This is a genomic window from Cytobacillus sp. FSL W8-0315, from assembly GCF_038002905.1.
GTDB classification, from domain to species: Bacteria; Bacillota; Bacilli; order Bacillales; family Cytobacillaceae; genus Cytobacillus; species Cytobacillus pseudoceanisediminis.
This window is the reverse complement of sequence record NZ_JBBOOC010000001.1, coordinates 2,955,820-2,973,079: the sequence shown is the minus strand read 5'-3', so window position 1 is coordinate 2,973,079 and position 17,260 is coordinate 2,955,820. Positions and strand designations below refer to the sequence as shown.

Below are 17,260 nucleotides of genomic sequence, written 5' to 3'. Positions count from 1 at the left end.
AGAGAATGAAAGGGCTGCACACCGTCAATACTGCTTCTGCGGCTGGACGAAAGTCGCTGAATTATGGTGCTTTAGGACCAATCAACGCCACCCCAAGAGGATTGCAACTTTCGCAACAGAACAATTTGGCCGATATGATACGTATCGTGCATCATGATATTGCTGAGTAAACGTTCAATAGAATACCTGTTAGCTGCATACGGAGTTTTTAACTTTTCATCGTCAAGGTCCGCAATGACCGTTTTTAATTTATTCATAACTTCATTAAGGCGCTGCACTGTCTGGGTCCACCCAATTTCGTCTTCTGGATCCCCCGGATTTCCAAAGGTTTCTTCATTGTCTTCTGCCTTATGCGGATTCTCTGTGCCCTTAATTCGATGGATTACGTCTTCATTCCAAAAAATCAAGTGGTTGACAATCTGCCAAATCGAATTGCTGATTCCCGAACTTGTCCATGCTGCCTCAGCTGCGCTGACTCCATGAAGCGCCTGATTCATGGATGCAAACCAATCATTCTCATGGCAATGCATGTCGAGTTGTTCTAAAAACATTTTGGTTACAACTTGCATACAAACATTCTCCTCACTGTTTAGTGTAATCTTTCAAAGTTAAACTAAAGTACAAATTAATCGGTCCTAAAAAGGTAAAAACCAAATTCAAATGGTCCCTTCCATATTGGACATACCTATATCTCCAGCCTCTAATTCTCTTCAACACGGCAGGGTATTGTCCGGGTGACGAAACACTAATCCTCAATCAATTTCAAAAAAGCCATTGATACGCATAAAATAACCTTCATTTTCGACTGTCAGCCATATAACGAAAAAATATTCTTATTGAAATACTCTCTTTTATTTTGAGAATACAACAAACCCATGATCACTATGAATTATTCGGCTCATCCAGCTTTTATTCCTTCTTCATGACAAATAAAGACCCTATAGGGCAGACCTTTTTAATTGTCTGCTCTATAAGGTACATTGGATCTTCCACTCACAAACTTTCCCGTTATTGAACAATTAACGGAAGATGCTTTATTAAACATTGCCTCCTCATAAAATTATCTATTCGGAAATGAGATATTTTTCTTTGAAGATTGGACTAAGCTCACTCCATACATCAAATTTATTACCATCTAAATCATAAAAAACAAAATTTCTTCCCGTGTGTCCTCTATCCTCGATCTCTCCAACTCTAATTTCACTATGCTTAAAGTCTTTATGTATTGCTTCTAAGGCATTTAATCCATTTACTTCGAATGTTAATGAAAAACGCTCATCACCGTAAATATCAAAGAAATTAGAGCTTTGATTTTCATTAGACTTCACAAGAAAAATGCTTTGATTAGCGATGTTTAAAATTGCTTTGTCTTGATCTTTGTAGCTTAACTCTGCTCCTAATTTATTTACATACCAATCAGAAGAAAGATCTACATTAGTTACTGGTATATAGGTTGTGCCAACTCTTAATAATTTCTCACCCATTTTTTGTCTCCCCTCACATTCCAAAATATTCTAAATTTAATCATTCAACAAAAAATCCTTACTTCCTGCATTAAGTAAGGATTTTATACTGATATATGCAACCGTTATTCAGCTACCTCCTCAATAAAAGAAGAGAATACACCCGATTACTTTGAAAGCAGCTTCATTGTACTTCTTTTCATAGTTTTACTCCTAACATCCTGATTCTTTTGTTTTTTTCAAATTGCTATTGATGTCAGGAAGGTCATTCACTTGTGAAAAAGGTGTTCTCAACTAAGTTACCCCTACTACCTGATACGGTAGTAGGGATTCATCAGGTATCCTATACGATTCGAATATTTTTCATTTAATTCCTGTTTTAATTCTGATAACAATAATACTTCCTGCTTTACTCAACACCCAACTCTTCTAAAATACTTTCTAATGTTTTCCCATCATGCTTTTCTTTTGGAGCCGGTGGATTTTCAACAAATTTGTTTTGCAGCTGGTAATTCTTTTGAACAAAGGCGATATCTTTCGCATCAACCGTCCCATCAAAGTTGATGTCAGCCGAACGGTTATCGGTTTTCCAGGCCTTTTGGATTTCAATGGCGTCTAAAACATCAATGACTTGGTCTTGATTGACATCACCAGCTGTAATATCAATTGGATTAACATAATGATTTTTACCAAAGAGCTTACCTTTGTATTCAAACCCAATATGTTGTTTACTGTGAACCTCAAAGTGACCAGGAATCTTAATCTCCAAAGTATATGGATCCTTGCTTAAAGGAAGTTTTTCTACCCGGTAATTTAATCTATCCTCTACTAAAGAAGTAGCGTCCACTACAGTACTATCGGATTTTATAAATTTCAAAGATCCTCCAACCTTTGACCAATCTCTGCTCTCAAGCAGATCGTTATCAGGATTACGGAATCCTTCCGCTAATACATAGCCATAAGCTGAATTATATTGTGGATCGACCTCTATCTTTTGGCCAGCATTTAATAGTGTACTTGTTTCATTTTGACCATTTATTAGAGTAGCAGTAGGATTAATACTAGTGCCAGTAAGGAAGGTTTCATCCGTAATCTTAACTGATACTTCTACAACTGCAGTGTGGTCAAATGTCTCATTGGTCCCATTAAAGGTTACCTTCACCTCATCACCATTAACTGCAATTGCAGCTTTGTCGGATATTCCATTGGCAAGCTTGGCATCGATTAATTCCATTGACCCGAACCTATCTTTAAAGTTCCAAGTTATTTCTTTAGCATCACTTACATTATCCAAGATTACTTGAGCTTGAACCGTTTCACCTGTTTTTACTTTATTGATATCACTCTTTACATACGTAACAGGTGTCCCCTCCTTGACAAAGTAATAATCTTTCTGCACTGGTGAATTACCAGCAGAATCAAGTCCATTCATTGTAAATCTCAGTGCTTGTATAGATTCTTCCATAGCTATCTCTTCTGCCCATTTCCCATCTTTATCCATAGCGACAGGACTAGAAGGGAATCCCCATTCTCCCCACTTATAAATGACCGCATTCGATGATTGATCGATTTCGATTCCTGCATTCTGCATTTTTTCCACGAGTGGATCAGTAATCTGAATTTCAAATGGGTATGTTTCCTGCCCTGGTTTGTATTCAAGGAATGGTGATGGACCGTCGAGTGAACTTTCAAAATTCGGATCATCTATATCTATGAAGATGTCACGCGTTTCTTTTGTCACTTTCCCGGATGTACCCGTTGTTACAAATAACAATTTATAGTGACCAGGCTGTGCATAACTCTCTTCTTCTGCAATCGGCTGTTTGGAGTTCCCAGTGAATTCGTAATATCTTCCGTTAAATAGTCCTATTAAAGAAAGATCCCGATCTAGTGGACTGCCTTTTAAATTCACCGTTCCAAGGAAACCTATATCTTTCCCTGTTTCGCCATCTTGAAGGATGACATCCATTGTTTCCGCTGGTGAGCTTAAATTAAATCTAGCCAGAGCACCTAAACGATTATCAATCATCGTTCTTTCTTGATTTAAATATGGCGGTGTTATTGAAGGTGTCAGTAAATCTAAATAGTGTAACCCTTCCTTTGTAATTCTAAAATTAAATGGTATACGGTACTGATCAGATGAATCTTCTTTATTTGTGAGTGTAATGAATCCTTCATATAGACCCACTTTAGCTGTTTTCGGTACCGTTAAGAAGACATTCTGTTTCACTTCTTTATTTGCTTTTACTTTTATACTTTTGCCTGTACTAACGGAAACACCATTTTTACTTAGGCTGTTCGTTCCTTCCGCTGCATTTTCTTCAACAGAAACCGTAAACGTTTTGTTCACATCACTGCTATTTTTGAACCTAATGCTTCGATTTTCACGGACATAACTTCCTTCTGCGCCAAAGTGATTACCAAAGCTGATATCACCGGATGGATTATTAACCGTTACAAAACCAGCACCATCTGGAATGAGGGTTTCATCGGTCACCTGCATTTTCATATCACCGTGAATGGCTTGATAAGGGTCCACTCGGCCAGCCCCCACTTCATACAGGCTATACTCACCATTTAAAGGATCCGCCGTATTCATAAGAATCGTTTTAATATCGTCAGGGTCAAGATCTGGTTTCGAATCTAATAATAAAGCCGCGATTCCAGCTGTATGGGGTGCCGCCATTGATGTTCCTGAAAGACGTGCATAGGCATACTCATAATCTTCCTGATTCTCAGGGTCAATCATATAAGAAGGGTATGCAGAAAGCACACTCACCCCTGGAGCAACGACTTCTGGCTTCATATCATAATTATCATTGACCGGTCCTCTTGAACTAAAGTCTGCCAGTTTATCTCCTTCTGATTGGGTTTCTTTTAAATTTGAGAATGTAAGAGTTGTATCCCCTTGAGTGATCTTCGCTTTTAATTGCTCACCTGCTGCTTTGGTGATAGAGAATGCAGGAACAAATGCAGTCGATTCACCAAGGTTTTGACCAATCTGGCCGTCAACATTGTTATACATAATCACAGCTTGAGCACCATGCTCTTTGGCAAATTTGATTTTGTCAGCCAAGGCAAAATTCCCGCGTTGGACGAAAGCAATTTTTCCTTCAACATTTTTGCCTGTATAATCCTCCTGTGCACCTAAACCTACATCGACAAGTCCAAGGGATTGACCATCCAGTTTAGAAAAATCATCCGCAAAGCTTCTTCCCATACTTACGAGCTCAGTGGACCAATCCTCTGATACACTACCTGTAAACGTAGTCAGCTCAACGGGAACGTCACTCGCTCCAACCGTTAAAGCTAATGCAGCAGTACCTGGTGACCCGACTGTGTTAGAGCCTGGTCCGGAATTCCCTGCAGAAACAACTGCCGTTACACCGTTTAAAACGGCATAATTAATCGCTGTACTCGTTGGATAATTTGGATCATTTACCGCTGCACCTAATGAAAGGTTCATAACATCCATTCCGTCTTCCACTGCTTTTTCAATACCTGCAATAACATCTTCAGAGGTTCCGCTTCCATAAGGCCCCAGCACACGGTACACATATAGGTCGGCGTCAGGTGCTACCCCTACAACAGACACTTCACTGTCATTTTTATTTTGACCTGCGATCGTACCTGAGACATGTGTCCCATGGGATGTATAATAGGTCGAGCCTGTAAAGGGATTGATTTCAGGCTGATTCGAATTTTGCCAATCCTTATAGGATGTTTCCATTGGATCCTTATCATCATCAACAAAATCATATCCACCTTTATAAGCATCCTTTAAATCTGGATGGTTATAATCAATCCCCGTATCAAGAACAGCTACTTTAACACCCTTACCCGTAATCCCTTCCTTATGTAATTCATCAATTTTTAAATAAGGGATACTCTCAACAGAAGTGGTGACTTCTTTTTCAATATCTTTAGGCAGTTCTTTTTGAATAGGATCAACCGTAAAGGTGTGATTTTTATATACTGCATGGACGACATCTGATTGCAATAGGAGTGCTACTTGATCGGCTGGCAATGTCATGGCTACACCGTTATAGGCTTTTTTGAACGTATGGGAAATGGAACTTGAGATGCTTTTTGTTTTGGGATTCTCTTTCAGTAAGATATTTTGGATGTCAGCTTTAAACGTTTTATGTTCTTTTTCAACCTCTGCTTCGGCTTTCTCTTTTTTCAATTCCTTGCCTTTTAAGGCAGCTTCCAGAACCGCTACTTTACTAGGCTTTGATTTAAACTGGACGATAACGGAGATTTCTTTCTGTGAGGATAGATCTTCGCTTTTGAAGCCTATCAGCCCTCCGTCCGTGTTCAGTTGCAGCTGTTCTAAGGCTTTTCTTTGTTCACTGTTCAAAGTGGATAAGATGTCTTCAGCACTTCGTTCACTTGCACCTGCTTCTGGTATGCTGAAAATTGAAGTTGCAGGTGAAACTAGCAATCCAGCAGACAAGGTAATCACTGCTGTTTTTTTCATTATAGAACTGACTTTCATATGTTTCCCCACTCTCTTTATTATTTTTATTATGCTTAAATACCCTCTCTTTAGTGTTTAGAATATTCCAACACTTTCATTCTAGTTCCCTTCCTTCCTATTTACAATCGGGGTTTTTTTGTATGACGAAAGTATTCCTTGCTACGAAAAAAAAGACGATAAATAGGTTTATAGTACGTTTTCTGGTAAATTTATCCCGGTCGCAGCAGTTATGATTTGGGGTAAAGATCTAAATGGATTATCATAAAATCTTTTAATACTTTTCTCACTAAGGCTTAGATCATTTATAATTATCCAAGTGCCTTAGCCTAAACATTGTAAATATGCTATGTGGTGGATGCTCCTATAGAACTTACCTTTTTGATATTCATTCAACAGTTTATCTAACTGTTGACTAAGTCTAATTGTATCCGGGTGATTTAAACCTTTTTTTATACCTGAACGGATCATGCGATTACGTTTAAAGTTAATCTTAATTTCAAGTCTAGTTATATTCATTGCTTTCTCCTGGTTATAGTCTGAATGCAAAATAAGGCTCATTATTAAATAACGAATTAGTTCGGCTTTTGACAAATTACAACGTTAAAAAAATATAAGAAAACTTAATCTATATCGCTGTGAAACTTCAAGTTTACATTTGGCTGCATCAGCAAACGCCATCCTTTCTAATTAGGTTTTAGAAAGGATGGCGTCATTTTTTGGTGCGATGCTTTCTTGAAATCCAAGAATTAAACTGAAGCTAGGATTCTATTTAAAAATAGTAGAGCACCTTTACTATTAGTTATTATCTGGCTCTGTATCGTCATGGTAAGCAGGATCTGTTTGCTCTGCATTAAATGTCCAATCTACTTTTAACTTATCACCTTGGAATTGATTTTGATCTTCTCCATTGTCTACAAATTCAAATAATACGAATATTTTTTCTTTTTCGCCTGCAGGAATGCCATCTGGATATGGACCTGCAAGATTATCTATTTGAGTTAAGTCTGGTTGTTTAGTCTGTAAATCATGTAATGTAGTTTCTACAACAGTGTTAGTTGAACTGCTTGTGTTATACATGATCGTAACTTTGATGTGTTTTGCTAAATCATCCTGATTGGCTTTTCCATCCAATTGGGCATCATCAACGGTGTAACTTGTATCTAACAGCACTTTTCCAATATCTAATGTACCGTTGTTTTCAAGTGTAAATTCACGGTAAATTTCATCACCCGGCTTGATATTGCTAATGTTAACAACTGTACTAGGATTTAGCCCTAAATCCAATGTACCTGCTGCGAATGTGTTCTGGGTTTCGACTGAGTCACTAAAATAGGCAAATGTTCCTCCGCCGATTAATGACAATCCTAATGCTGCACCCATAACACCTTGACTTACCTTCTTTGTAAAACTCATTGTAAATCCCCCTTAAAATATTAAAATTATTATTAAACTCCTATGTATGTGTGTAGATACATGGGAGATATAACCTAAATCATCTTGCATTATTTACTTCCAGCTCTTTTTTCGCACTCAAGATGGTGCGCAATGAAGAAATTACCAACAATATACCCGGTATAATCAACAAAAGAGCTGACCCCGTTTTTGAAGCTGCAAAGTTCAATGCATACCCGATATACGGAATCGTAAAGCCAGTGTACTTTCCAACCACATCTTGTGCGGGAACAGACCATAAATCCAGAGCGTCATTATTATCGCCTTTGGTTTTATACCATGCTTGTCCATCCTCTTGTTTCACATCTGCAATTCTATGGGTAACGATCTTCTCTTCTAACCGGAAAGTAATAATATCACCTTCCTGATAATTAGAATGATCATTTCCTAACTTGATTGAAATAATAGAACCCGTTTGAAAAGTGGGCTCCATGGAACCTGATAGGACTGCTTTGACTTGATATCCTAAAAAAGTCGGTTCTGAACCAGATATCCTTGAAGAAAGAACAACAAATGCTAAGAAACAGACGACGACCACGAAAGCGAATCCCAAAATACTACTTAGGCATCTCAAAATTATTTTCTGCATGTTCTACCACCTGCTCATTATTATTTGAACTCTGTGATGTCTCTTGATTAGATGACCCTTCAATAAGAGATTTAGAGTTTTCTTGACGTTTCTGGAATTGTGCAGTTTCCTGAGATTTTTCTTCCTTTGATTCCTGAGTTTTTTCTGTATGTTCCGGCGCCTGCTCATTATTATTTAACTTTTTTGTTGCCTCATGTTCAGGTTCAATCTGAATTTCAGTGCTTCCATTATGTTGTTTCACTTGAGTATTTCCCTGGGAAGCTTTATCTTCTCGTTCCTTTATCTCCACTGAAATAGAGGAGAGGATCATTTCTAGTTTTTCAAAATCTATCTTTTCCCGTACTTCCTTTAACCTGTTTTCTACGTTGAGCAGCCCTTCAGAAACATAATCAAAGGTATGACCATTATCATTAGTTTGGTTATGATAGTCGGAAAGTTCATTATAAATCTGTTGAAGAGCCGTAAATTGCTGATACAGCTCCTTTTCGATAGATTCAACTTTAGTAAATCTATCATGTAACACCTGTAACGATCCTTCTGCTTGAACAGTATTAATCCGTTCATACTCGTGATGCATCTGATCTGCAATTTCATCTGCCCTATCTTCTAGTAATTTAATAGTTTCAGGAAAAATAATTGCTGCAGATATTGTTATTGGTTTTGTTGAAACTTGGCTTGAAAAGGAAGCTTCTGTTTCTCCTATTACATGCAGCCCTAAATAAAATGACATGGAACATAAACAAGTAAGTATGATGGCTTTATGAATAGCAGCTTTTTTCATTTTTCACCCCCCTAAGCAAAATGACTTTATAGAAATCATTATTACTTATTTGTCAGAAAATTGTATTGAGAAATTTCCATTACAAAACAACGCTGAAATTTGTCGATTAGACCCGAAAACACTTAAAACACCGCAAAACCCGTCTGAAATTTTCTCAAATTTAATTTCTCTGGTTAATATTGATTTTGCCGAAACTTTTCTGAATAATTCTAATTGTTCCAACAAAAATTCAATAAGGGGTGTGTTTATGAAAAAGAAGAATCAGAATAAGATGAGTAAAAAGGTGGTTATTCCTGCTGTATTGGCTCTTTCAGTGACATTCGGGGGAATAATGCCAACCGTACCAGCTTTTGCAACAGATTCAACCAGCAATTCAACTATTCTCTTTAAAGCTGAAGGATTGAGTAAGCAAGAAGTTGTAAAGGCTTACCTACAATCAAAAGTGGAAAATCCAGCTGCGAGGTCATTAACCAAAGGAGGGCAATTTAAAATTGTAAGTGAGAAAACGGATCGTGCGACAGGTACATACCATGCACGCACTGTTGAGCAATACAATGGTATTCCAGTATATGGTTCTGGACAAACTGTAGCATTAGATTCGAACAATAACGTATTTGCATCATTTGGCAAGGTCACCCAAACTTTGACTCGTTCAGCCATTCCAACTGAGGCATCCATTTCAGAAGAGCAGGCTATAGAAATTGTCAAAAATGACGTAGAATCAGAGCTTGGTGAAGTGAAAAATTATGATGATATAGATTCTGAATTAACGATCTATCCTTATAAAGGCAAGTATTATTTAACCTACCTAGTTAAAGCATCTACTTCTATCCCGGCACCCGGGTACTACCATTACTTTGTGGATGCAGCAACAGGAGAAGTGATCGACAGCTTCAATAAAATTCACAGTGCTGAACCAACGGATCTTTCCCCAGTTACCGCTAGAGGACTGGACGTACATGGCGATATGCAATCTTTCAACGCAGGTAAGGATTCGGAAACTAAAACAAGTTATCTGCATGGTACTTCTGTTGCCAACAGCAATACTGTGCCAATATCGACTTTTGACGCTCGTCGTATAGATGAAACTTTATTCTTAATTTCTTCAGCAATTTTTGGCTTCACGGGATGGGAAGTTTCAACAACCAATACTAGTAACTTTTTTCACAACCCAGCAGCCGTTTCAGCCCATTTCAACTCTGATAAAGTGAACAAATACTATCAAAACGTTCATAAGCGTAACAGCTTAGATGATAAAGGGATGAAATTAATTAATACAGTTCATATTGGGGAAAAGTGGAATAACGCCGGCTGGAATGGAGAACAAATGCTATATGGAGATGGGGACGGAATTGAATTTGGTTCATTTGCAGGTGGTTTGGATATAGCTGGGCATGAAATGACACACGGTGTTATTGAGCATACGGCAAACTTAATTTACGAAAATGAATCGGGAGCGATCAATGAATCAATAGCAGACATCCTCGGTAATTTCGCGGAAATGTACGCAACAGGAGAGGTTGAATGGGATCTAGGAGAGGATAACACCACTCCAAACATTCCTGGCGACGGAGGACTTCGTTCGATGAGTGACCCCGCTTCTAAGAGTGTTAGCACAAAATATATGCCATCAGGGCGTTATCCGGATACCTATCAAGATCGCTACCAAGGTGAATTAGATAACGGTGGGGTTCATATTAACAGCGGCATTAATAATAAAGCAGCTTACTTAATTACTGCAGGCGGTACAAATAACGGAGTAGATATTACAGGCATTGGCAGGACAAAAGCGGAAAAAATCTACTACCGTGCTCTCACTTTATACTTAACGCCAACTTCCGGATTTAAAGAAATGCGTGAAGCAGCTATTCAAGCTGCTCGAGATTTGCATCCAGATAGAAATGGGCAGCCTTCTGCAGAGACCAAAGCTGTTATGGATGCTTATGCTTCTGTAGGAGTAAACTAAGAAACTTACATTTGGCCATGAATGAATTTAGTTCATTCATGGCCTTATTTATTGACATCCCTTTTCACTTTTCTACTTTTCAAAAAACACTGGGTCATTCTAACAACCCACTCAATAACATGATTATGTGCTAATAGTAACTAGTCATAAAGTTGAAAATTGTGGTACTATTGTAAAAATATTATAACTTATTACATAAAGTCATTTAAGTCGCATAAGGAGAGTATCACATGATAGAGGGAGAAATCATTAAATTTTACAGAAAAAAGGCCGGTCTTACCCAGGAACAACTTGGTTTTGGAATTTGCACTCTTTCCTATATCAGCAAGATTGAGCGAGGGCATACAGCTTGTTCTGCAGAGATTATCGAATTACTATCAGAACGTTTGCACCTCGACATAAAGAAAGAAATCCTTCGATTTGAAAACCTGGGGAATCAGCTCAATCAGTGGCATAAGGCCATTGTTATGCGGAGATTAAAAGAAGTAGATGAAATCAATATAGAATTGAAAAAAATCCCTTATATTAAATCTTCGAAATATGCCGCATTATACCAGCTGTTACAGGCAAGGTATTATATCATAAAGATGAATTATAAAAAGACATATTCTATTTTACAGTCTGTACAAAAAGAACACCCCAGCCTCCCCCCTTATGAGAGAAACCTGCTGAGGCATGCATGGGGAATATACTACATATGCAATTGTATTTCATCCAGAACCGAAAATCATCAAAAGGCTATAGAAGTCTTGAAAGAAATAGAAAAGGATGAATATGGAAATCCTGAATACAATTATGATTTAGCCGTTGCTTATCACTGTATCGATTCCAGAGTGATGGCTTATGTGCATGCTGAAAAAGCACTCCGCTATTTTAGAGAAACCAATAATTCCATTATGGCGATCACGGCAGAGTCGCTGATGCTTCTCCAGATTGGAAACGACATACACCTCAATCTAGAAGAGCTAACGGAATCCTATCATAATTTGATTCATCACAGTGAATTAGTGCAAGCCACTGATAAAAAAGGAATGCTATTAAACAATCTTGGGTTTGAACATTTTAGAAGAAAAGATTATGCTCATGCACATAAGTTTTATAAAGAAGCACTTTCTATGACTAATAAGCATTCCACTTCATATCTTCAACGCCTGTACAATTATTTGGAAAGCGGTCTTGCGGGAAAGATAATGCGTAAAACCTCAATATTAAGAAAAGCACAAGAAGGACTTTCCATGGCAAAAAACTTGGAAAACGAATTTTACCATCTATTATTCAAACTTTTTATTTTACTTACAGAGAATAATTTAAATAAGTATTACACCTTCTTAGAGAAAGATGCCCTACCCTATTTTATTACAAATAAGCATACGGTTTTTATAAACAAGTATGCCAAAGAACTATATGATCACTATATGGAAAGCGAAGATTTTCAGAAAGCGGCCCAAATTTCAAAGGTACTTATAGATCCAAATTAGGCTTACGATGAAGATGGCCGGAAAATGATCCGAACTTCTTGAGCTAAACCTTTATTAATGGGATTTAATATAAGTATATTGTTTTAGGAACATTAGTGGACTGGGGGAAATCTTCTCTCAGCTAGTTTAGAAAGGGGTATGATCTTTCCAACAGACTTTCCATTAAGATATGGATTTTAGAACGAAATATTATTTTTTGAAAAAGTATTGATCGCCATGCACTATTCTATCTTTGCTGGGTGCATGCGGTTTTTTCGTGCAAGAAAGCAGTAATTAGCACATTCTTACATAGACAATTTGTAATCCCCGTTCAGAGGAAAATTAAACAAACTTTCCCGAATGATGAGGATTATTAATAAATCTGGTATGGAAGGAAGCTAAAACAGGTAATTCCCCTTTTCACTTTCTTCACTAAAACTTTTTCTTTAACAAGCAAGGATAGCTGCCCTCATTGTACAGGGCAGCTTTACTTTAAGTGAGAACATTCACAAAATCTTGTCGGTAAAAACTAATTCCCTGAAAATTATTGATTGATTTTTAAGATTTCTTCTTTTCTATATTAATGACAAGCTCTTAAGAGCATTATAAATTCCATGCTCATTACAACTATCCGTGATTAAATCGGCTTTCTCTTTAACTTCTGTTTCAGCATTTCCCATTGCGACCCCAATTCCTGATAGTTCCATTAGTTCAATATCGTTCATTCCATCCCCGAAAAAAACAATATCTTCCCGCTTAAATCCATTTTGTTCGGCGATTTTCAAAATGGTATTTGCTTTCGAACCTTCTTTAGGAATGACATCTAAACCAAATTTGTGCCAACTCACATATCTGAATTCTTCGATCGCGTATTTTTGAAGATCTTCTTGCTTGCAGAAAAGCATAGCTTGAACAATTGGGTTTCGTTCCCAATACAATCCATCATAGTCAGGGATCGACCATCCTAGACTTTCGTAAGCCTTAATTAACGACTCTCCAGGTTCTTCGAAATGTCTTTTTATTCCGTTCACTGTTTGGAACACAATCTGATCATTGTTTTCCGCTGCAATTTCAATAAGTTTCATAATAGACTCTTTTGATAACATTACTTCATGCGCTAATTCATGACGAACATATCCAAGTGATCCGTTGCATAAAACATATGTTTCAATTTCAAGCTCGTCAACGATGGATTTTGCTGAAGCGTAGTCCCGTCCTGTCGCAATGCAGATGTAATGGCCTTTTTCTTTAAGAGAAACCAAAGCTTGTTTTGTACTGTCGAGAAACTTCATTTCTGTCGTTAATAATGTTCCATCTATATCAAAGACAATAAACTTTTTATGCACTAACTTTCACCACATTCCACTACTATTTTTTATTCAATCTTTACCACCGTGTTAAACACCTTCAAAGCAGGGTTTTTAAACAGAATCTCTCTCCACAATATGATAAGGTATTTTTACTTTTTCTCTAGATTTTTTTATAACTAGGCTAAAAGCTTGCTCACCAATTTTCGTTAACTGATGATCTACTGTAGTAATCCCCATACCAATACCAATTGGCTGATTTTCTTGACCAATGATTGCTAAATCAGCAGGGATTTTTAATTGCTGAGACTTAGCATATAAATAAATACCACCAGCCACTTCATCTCCATTCGCATAGACAGCTGTGGGTCTCTCCGGTAAATGCAGGAAATGCTCCGCTGCTTTATATCCGTCTTCTAAGCAAAGACACCCTGAAATATGATAGTTAGGTTGAAATTCACCAAAAACCTCCTTATATGCACCAATCATTTGCTTCGTGCTATTGCTTTCTATCCTAGCTGTTGTGAAAGCTACAGCATAATGCCCTTTGTTTTTTAATAATTGAAAGGCATCTAGATAAGAAGAATAACGGTCCATATAAGAACATCCAATTTCTTTGTGCTGTGTATATTCACAAGAAACGATAGAACCATACCCAGTATACGGAATGATCGTTTCCCAATCATTTGCTCTTGAAGTGATAATGATGCCATCATACAGCTTGCTTTTTAATTTTTTTAAATACTCCACTTCTTTCTCTTTACTATAGATTGAAGGAAGTACCGTAATCGAAAAATCATGCTCTAATGCCTTGTTCAGTATACCGTTTAATATCTGATCAAATGCTGGATTGTTGTTATATGGGAGAATAACGCCTATTGTTCTGGTTTCTCCTCTAATTAAATCAATCGCATTTTTATTTGGCGTATAGTTCATTTCTTCAATAACTCTAAGAACAGACTCTCTTTTATCTCTGGCAACGTGCTTATAATTGTTAAGGACTCTAGAAACAGTAGAGACAGATACACCTGCTAATCTTGCAATGTCTTTAATATTTGTCATCACATACCTCCCACATATATCAGGAATCAAGAGAACCTACACATTTACATCCAATTTCTGAAAAGCTTTTATAAAGTAAAGTAGGTTTCCATTGTATGCCCATCTTATCGCAATCCTGTGTTTTCCTACAATGAGTGTCGAATGTTCAATGTTTCTCATTTCTCCTTTAAACCAAAAAGATTTTTCAACATTTATTGCTTGGTGCTTATTACATATAATCTTTTATTAGTTAAAAATAAATCACCATAGTAGATATTTTGTACTCCATCAAAGATTTCCAATAACCCTGTAAGGGTATATAGTACATGTTCATCTTGTTGAAGGTTAATCATTCTGTTCATCTCTCTTCTCCCACGTTGAAAATCAGCTTACTTTCAATCTAATTTATGAAATGCATTTCAAGTCAATAGAAAAATCAATAATTGCTAAAACAGCTACAAAGAGACGGATTAACTTTTTAATAAAGCTACCCATTATTAAACTAACATGCGCCTTGATTTTATTAGAAAAAAACTGACAAATTTGAAAACCTTTCTTCAATTACCTCTCGGTCCTGGCGGCTTATTTAAAGTTATCAAACTAAAAAACAGTAGGAAACGATTGCCTCCCACTGTTTTTGTAGTTTATTCAGCTGGTTTTCATTAATCTATTGGAATGGTTAACTGATTTCAATTCACTAACTAGTGTAGAGCCTAATAGCAGTATACCACCAAGCATTTGAATAATTGTCATTTGTTCTTGCAGGATAATTGCGGAAATCAATATAGCTACAAATGGGTCAACATAACTTAGCATAGCTATGCTCTGTCCTTTTAATTTTTCCATACCGGAGAAAAATAACCAAAACCCAATCCCTGTGTTGACGACTCCTAATATTAGAATAAAAGGAATAGAAGAACTTGATACTTCAAAGATGCCAAATCCTTCGGTAAGGAAAACATATGGCATTAACAGTAAAGTGGTTGTTCCAAGCTGAATGATGGTCAGCTCTAACTTTCCCATATCTTTAATAAATTTATTTAAAAGCAATAACGCAGCATAAAATGCTGCTGCGATTAATCCAAAGGAAAGTCCAAGAATATCATCTGATTCTGATGCACTCATGCCTTCACCTACAATCATTAACATACCTATGATTGCTGCACCAATACAAACCATTTTTTTAACGGATAAATGTTCCCTAAGGACATAGGGAGATAGAATCATTACAATCACAGGAGCAAAGTAATAACCTAGCGTTGCATTGGCAATTGTCGTATGGTCATACGATTGATAAAGAAAAATCCAATTTCCTCCCAATGCAATACCTGAAAGAATCAAAAATAAAGCATTCGTTTTTACTAAATTCCAAGGTATTTTTTTCTTCATCATGAAGAATACCAGCAATAAAAATATGCATCCCAGGAAACTGCTTAGTAAAGCACTTTCACTCGAAGCTAAATCAATATATCGGACCACCAAACCAATTGTACCGAAAGTAATCATTGATAATATAAACTGAATTTTAGGTTTCATCTTCTGCTCCTGCCCATCTGCGAATCAGCTTGTATTTCGCAGATTCTTATTATGTTTATTTAACTTCATTTTCAAATCTCAGTCGGAATGCAGACCCTTTCTTGGGGCGGAAACTAAAAGAAGACAGGTGCTTTTTTCATTATTTCACTCACAAAAAACAATTTTTATAGCTCCCCTTTCCTGCCTTGAATTTTTGATATTAATAACATATCATGGTGTCAGATATTACAAAAACGAATGTTTCTCATGATATATATGACAAAACCAGATGGGGAAGGAAAAGAAATATGAATATCCAAAAATATATGGCATTTGTCAGGGCAGCAGAATTCGGCAGCTTCACAAAAGCTGCCGAATCACTGGACTATACACAGTCTGGGATCAGCCGTATGATTAACGATTTAGAAACGGAATGGGGGGTTTCCCTTTTTGAAAGAGGACGTGCGGGTATCAGTTTAACTTCTGATGGCTTAAAATTACTGCCCCAAGTAAAGAGAATCTGCAATGAGTACAAAATCTTAATGACGCAAATCGAAGACTTACACCATATACAGTCCGGGATTATTCGTATTGGGACATTTTCCAGCGTAGCAACTCATTGGCTCCCTAACATGATCAGAGTTTTTAAGAAGGATTACCCGAAGATTGATTTTGAACTTCTGCTTGATGATTACACAGAAATTGAAAGATGGGTTTTAGATGGACGTGTTGACTTCGGATTTGTACGGCTGCCGTCAAAAGCAGATCTTGAAACGGTTTTTTTGGAACAAGACCGTTTGCTGGTAGTGATTCCCCAAAACCATCCGCTTGCTAATTGTGAGAAGTTTCCAATTAGCGGCTTACTGAACAGTCCGTTTATGCTATTGGAAAAGGGAGCAAAAGCAGAGATTTCAGAGATTTTTGAGATGCACCATATTTCACCGCAAGTTAATTTTACAACTTGGGATGACTATGCCATTATGTCTATGGTGGAAAACGGGCTGGGAATCAGTATATTACCAGAATTGATTTTACAGCGTATACCTCACAAAATTATAGCGAAAGAGCTGGAAGTTCCTGCTTTTAGAAATATTGGTATTGCTGCCAGAGATCAAAAAACACTTTCTCTTGCTTCCAAGAGATTTTTAGAATATTTATCATACAGAAACACGGAGTGATAATACTATATTCTAAATTTAGATTAGCGAA

At 37.0% G+C, this 17,260-nt stretch carries 13 protein-coding genes; 3 read left to right on the top strand and 10 right to left on the bottom strand.

What is annotated here, in order from left to right:
- Nucleotides 1-71: 71 nt before the first annotated feature.
- The 7 genes from MKY20_RS15220 to MKY20_RS15190 form a co-directional block, all read right to left on the bottom strand.
- Nucleotides 72-569: a DinB family protein gene (locus MKY20_RS15220; protein WP_009334052.1), complete on the bottom strand. Its 498-nt coding sequence runs from the start codon at nucleotides 567-569 to the stop codon at nucleotides 72-74.
- Between the two features lie 495 nt (nucleotides 570-1,064).
- On the bottom strand, nucleotides 1,065-1,484 hold the full coding sequence (locus tag MKY20_RS15215) for a VOC family protein (protein ID WP_009334051.1): 420 nt from the start codon (nucleotides 1,482-1,484) through the stop codon (nucleotides 1,065-1,067).
- A gap of 388 nt (nucleotides 1,485-1,872) precedes the next feature.
- The gene (locus MKY20_RS15210; protein WP_341001848.1) at nucleotides 1,873-5,961 is read right to left on the bottom strand and encodes a S8 family serine peptidase; all 4,089 of its coding nucleotides are present in this window, start codon (nucleotides 5,959-5,961) and stop codon (nucleotides 1,873-1,875) included.
- 303 nt (nucleotides 5,962-6,264) lie between these two features.
- The gene (locus MKY20_RS15205) at nucleotides 6,265-6,459 is read right to left on the bottom strand and encodes an aspartyl-phosphate phosphatase Spo0E family protein (protein WP_019382072.1); all 195 of its coding nucleotides are present in this window, start codon (nucleotides 6,457-6,459) and stop codon (nucleotides 6,265-6,267) included.
- Between the two features lie 279 nt (nucleotides 6,460-6,738).
- Nucleotides 6,739-7,356: a TasA family protein gene (locus tag MKY20_RS15200; protein ID WP_009334048.1), complete on the bottom strand. Its 618-nt coding sequence runs from the start codon at nucleotides 7,354-7,356 to the stop codon at nucleotides 6,739-6,741.
- Between the two features lie 79 nt (nucleotides 7,357-7,435).
- On the bottom strand, nucleotides 7,436-7,984 hold the full coding sequence (gene sipW, locus MKY20_RS15195) for a signal peptidase I SipW (protein WP_284521872.1): 549 nt from the start codon (nucleotides 7,982-7,984) through the stop codon (nucleotides 7,436-7,438).
- A complete protein-coding gene (locus MKY20_RS15190; RefSeq protein ID WP_341001843.1) occupies nucleotides 7,953-8,765 on the bottom strand; it encodes a DUF4047 domain-containing protein in 813 nt (270 codons plus the stop codon). Before MKY20_RS15190 ends, sipW begins: the two co-directional genes overlap by 32 nt.
- 247 nt (nucleotides 8,766-9,012) lie before the next feature.
- Between MKY20_RS15190 and MKY20_RS15185 the strand changes: the two genes are divergently transcribed.
- The gene (locus MKY20_RS15185) at nucleotides 9,013-10,731 is read left to right on the top strand and encodes a M4 family metallopeptidase (RefSeq protein ID WP_341001841.1); all 1,719 of its coding nucleotides are present in this window, start codon (nucleotides 9,013-9,015) and stop codon (nucleotides 10,729-10,731) included.
- A gap of 230 nt (nucleotides 10,732-10,961) precedes the next feature.
- A complete protein-coding gene (locus tag MKY20_RS15180) occupies nucleotides 10,962-12,209 on the top strand; it encodes a helix-turn-helix domain-containing protein (protein WP_341001839.1) in 1,248 nt (415 codons plus the stop codon).
- Nucleotides 12,210-12,763: 554 nt separating this feature from the next.
- Here the strand turns inward: MKY20_RS15180 and MKY20_RS15175 are convergent.
- From MKY20_RS15175 to MKY20_RS15165, 3 genes are all read right to left on the bottom strand, one after another.
- Nucleotides 12,764-13,534: a Cof-type HAD-IIB family hydrolase gene (locus MKY20_RS15175; protein ID WP_019382076.1), complete on the bottom strand. Its 771-nt coding sequence runs from the start codon at nucleotides 13,532-13,534 to the stop codon at nucleotides 12,764-12,766.
- A 75-nt stretch (nucleotides 13,535-13,609) separates the two neighbouring features.
- Entirely contained in the window at nucleotides 13,610-14,557 is a 948-nt protein-coding gene (locus tag MKY20_RS15170; protein ID WP_217027014.1) for a LacI family DNA-binding transcriptional regulator, read from the bottom strand.
- 627 nt (nucleotides 14,558-15,184) lie between these two features.
- Complete coding sequence (locus MKY20_RS15165; RefSeq protein ID WP_009334040.1) at nucleotides 15,185-16,072, bottom strand: DMT family transporter; 888 nt, start codon at nucleotides 16,070-16,072, stop codon at nucleotides 15,185-15,187.
- A gap of 287 nt (nucleotides 16,073-16,359) precedes the next feature.
- Between MKY20_RS15165 and MKY20_RS15160 the strand changes: the two genes are divergently transcribed.
- Nucleotides 16,360-17,229, top strand: coding sequence for a LysR family transcriptional regulator (locus tag MKY20_RS15160; protein WP_341001838.1), 870 nt, complete (start codon nucleotides 16,360-16,362; stop codon nucleotides 17,227-17,229).
- Nucleotides 17,230-17,260 lie beyond the last annotated feature (31 nt).

What these genes read in the sequence shown, in the direction of transcription:
- MKY20_RS15220 (WP_009334052.1), bottom strand. Translation starts at nt 569, where the DNA reads ATGCAAGTTGTAACCAAAATGTTTTTAGAACAACTCGACATGCATTGC.
- MKY20_RS15215 (WP_009334051.1), bottom strand. Translation starts at nt 1,484, where the DNA reads ATGGGTGAGAAATTATTAAGAGTTGGCACAACCTATATACCAGTAACT.
- MKY20_RS15210 (WP_341001848.1), bottom strand. Translation starts at nt 5,961, where the DNA reads ATGAAAGTCAGTTCTATAATGAAAAAAACAGCAGTGATTACCTTGTCT.
- MKY20_RS15205 (WP_019382072.1), bottom strand. Translation starts at nt 6,459, where the DNA reads ATGAATATAACTAGACTTGAAATTAAGATTAACTTTAAACGTAATCGC.
- MKY20_RS15200 (WP_009334048.1), bottom strand. Translation starts at nt 7,356, where the DNA reads ATGAGTTTTACAAAGAAGGTAAGTCAAGGTGTTATGGGTGCAGCATTA.
- sipW (WP_284521872.1), bottom strand. Translation starts at nt 7,984, where the DNA reads ATGCAGAAAATAATTTTGAGATGCCTAAGTAGTATTTTGGGATTCGCT.
- MKY20_RS15190 (WP_341001843.1), bottom strand. Translation starts at nt 8,765, where the DNA reads ATGAAAAAAGCTGCTATTCATAAAGCCATCATACTTACTTGTTTATGT.
- MKY20_RS15185 (WP_341001841.1), top strand. Translation starts at nt 9,013, where the DNA reads ATGAAAAAGAAGAATCAGAATAAGATGAGTAAAAAGGTGGTTATTCCT.
- MKY20_RS15180 (WP_341001839.1), top strand. Translation starts at nt 10,962, where the DNA reads ATGATAGAGGGAGAAATCATTAAATTTTACAGAAAAAAGGCCGGTCTT.
- MKY20_RS15170 (WP_217027014.1), bottom strand. Translation starts at nt 14,557, where the DNA reads ATGACAAATATTAAAGACATTGCAAGATTAGCAGGTGTATCTGTCTCT.
- MKY20_RS15165 (WP_009334040.1), bottom strand. Translation starts at nt 16,072, where the DNA reads ATGAAACCTAAAATTCAGTTTATATTATCAATGATTACTTTCGGTACA.
- MKY20_RS15160 (WP_341001838.1), top strand. Translation starts at nt 16,360, where the DNA reads ATGAATATCCAAAAATATATGGCATTTGTCAGGGCAGCAGAATTCGGC.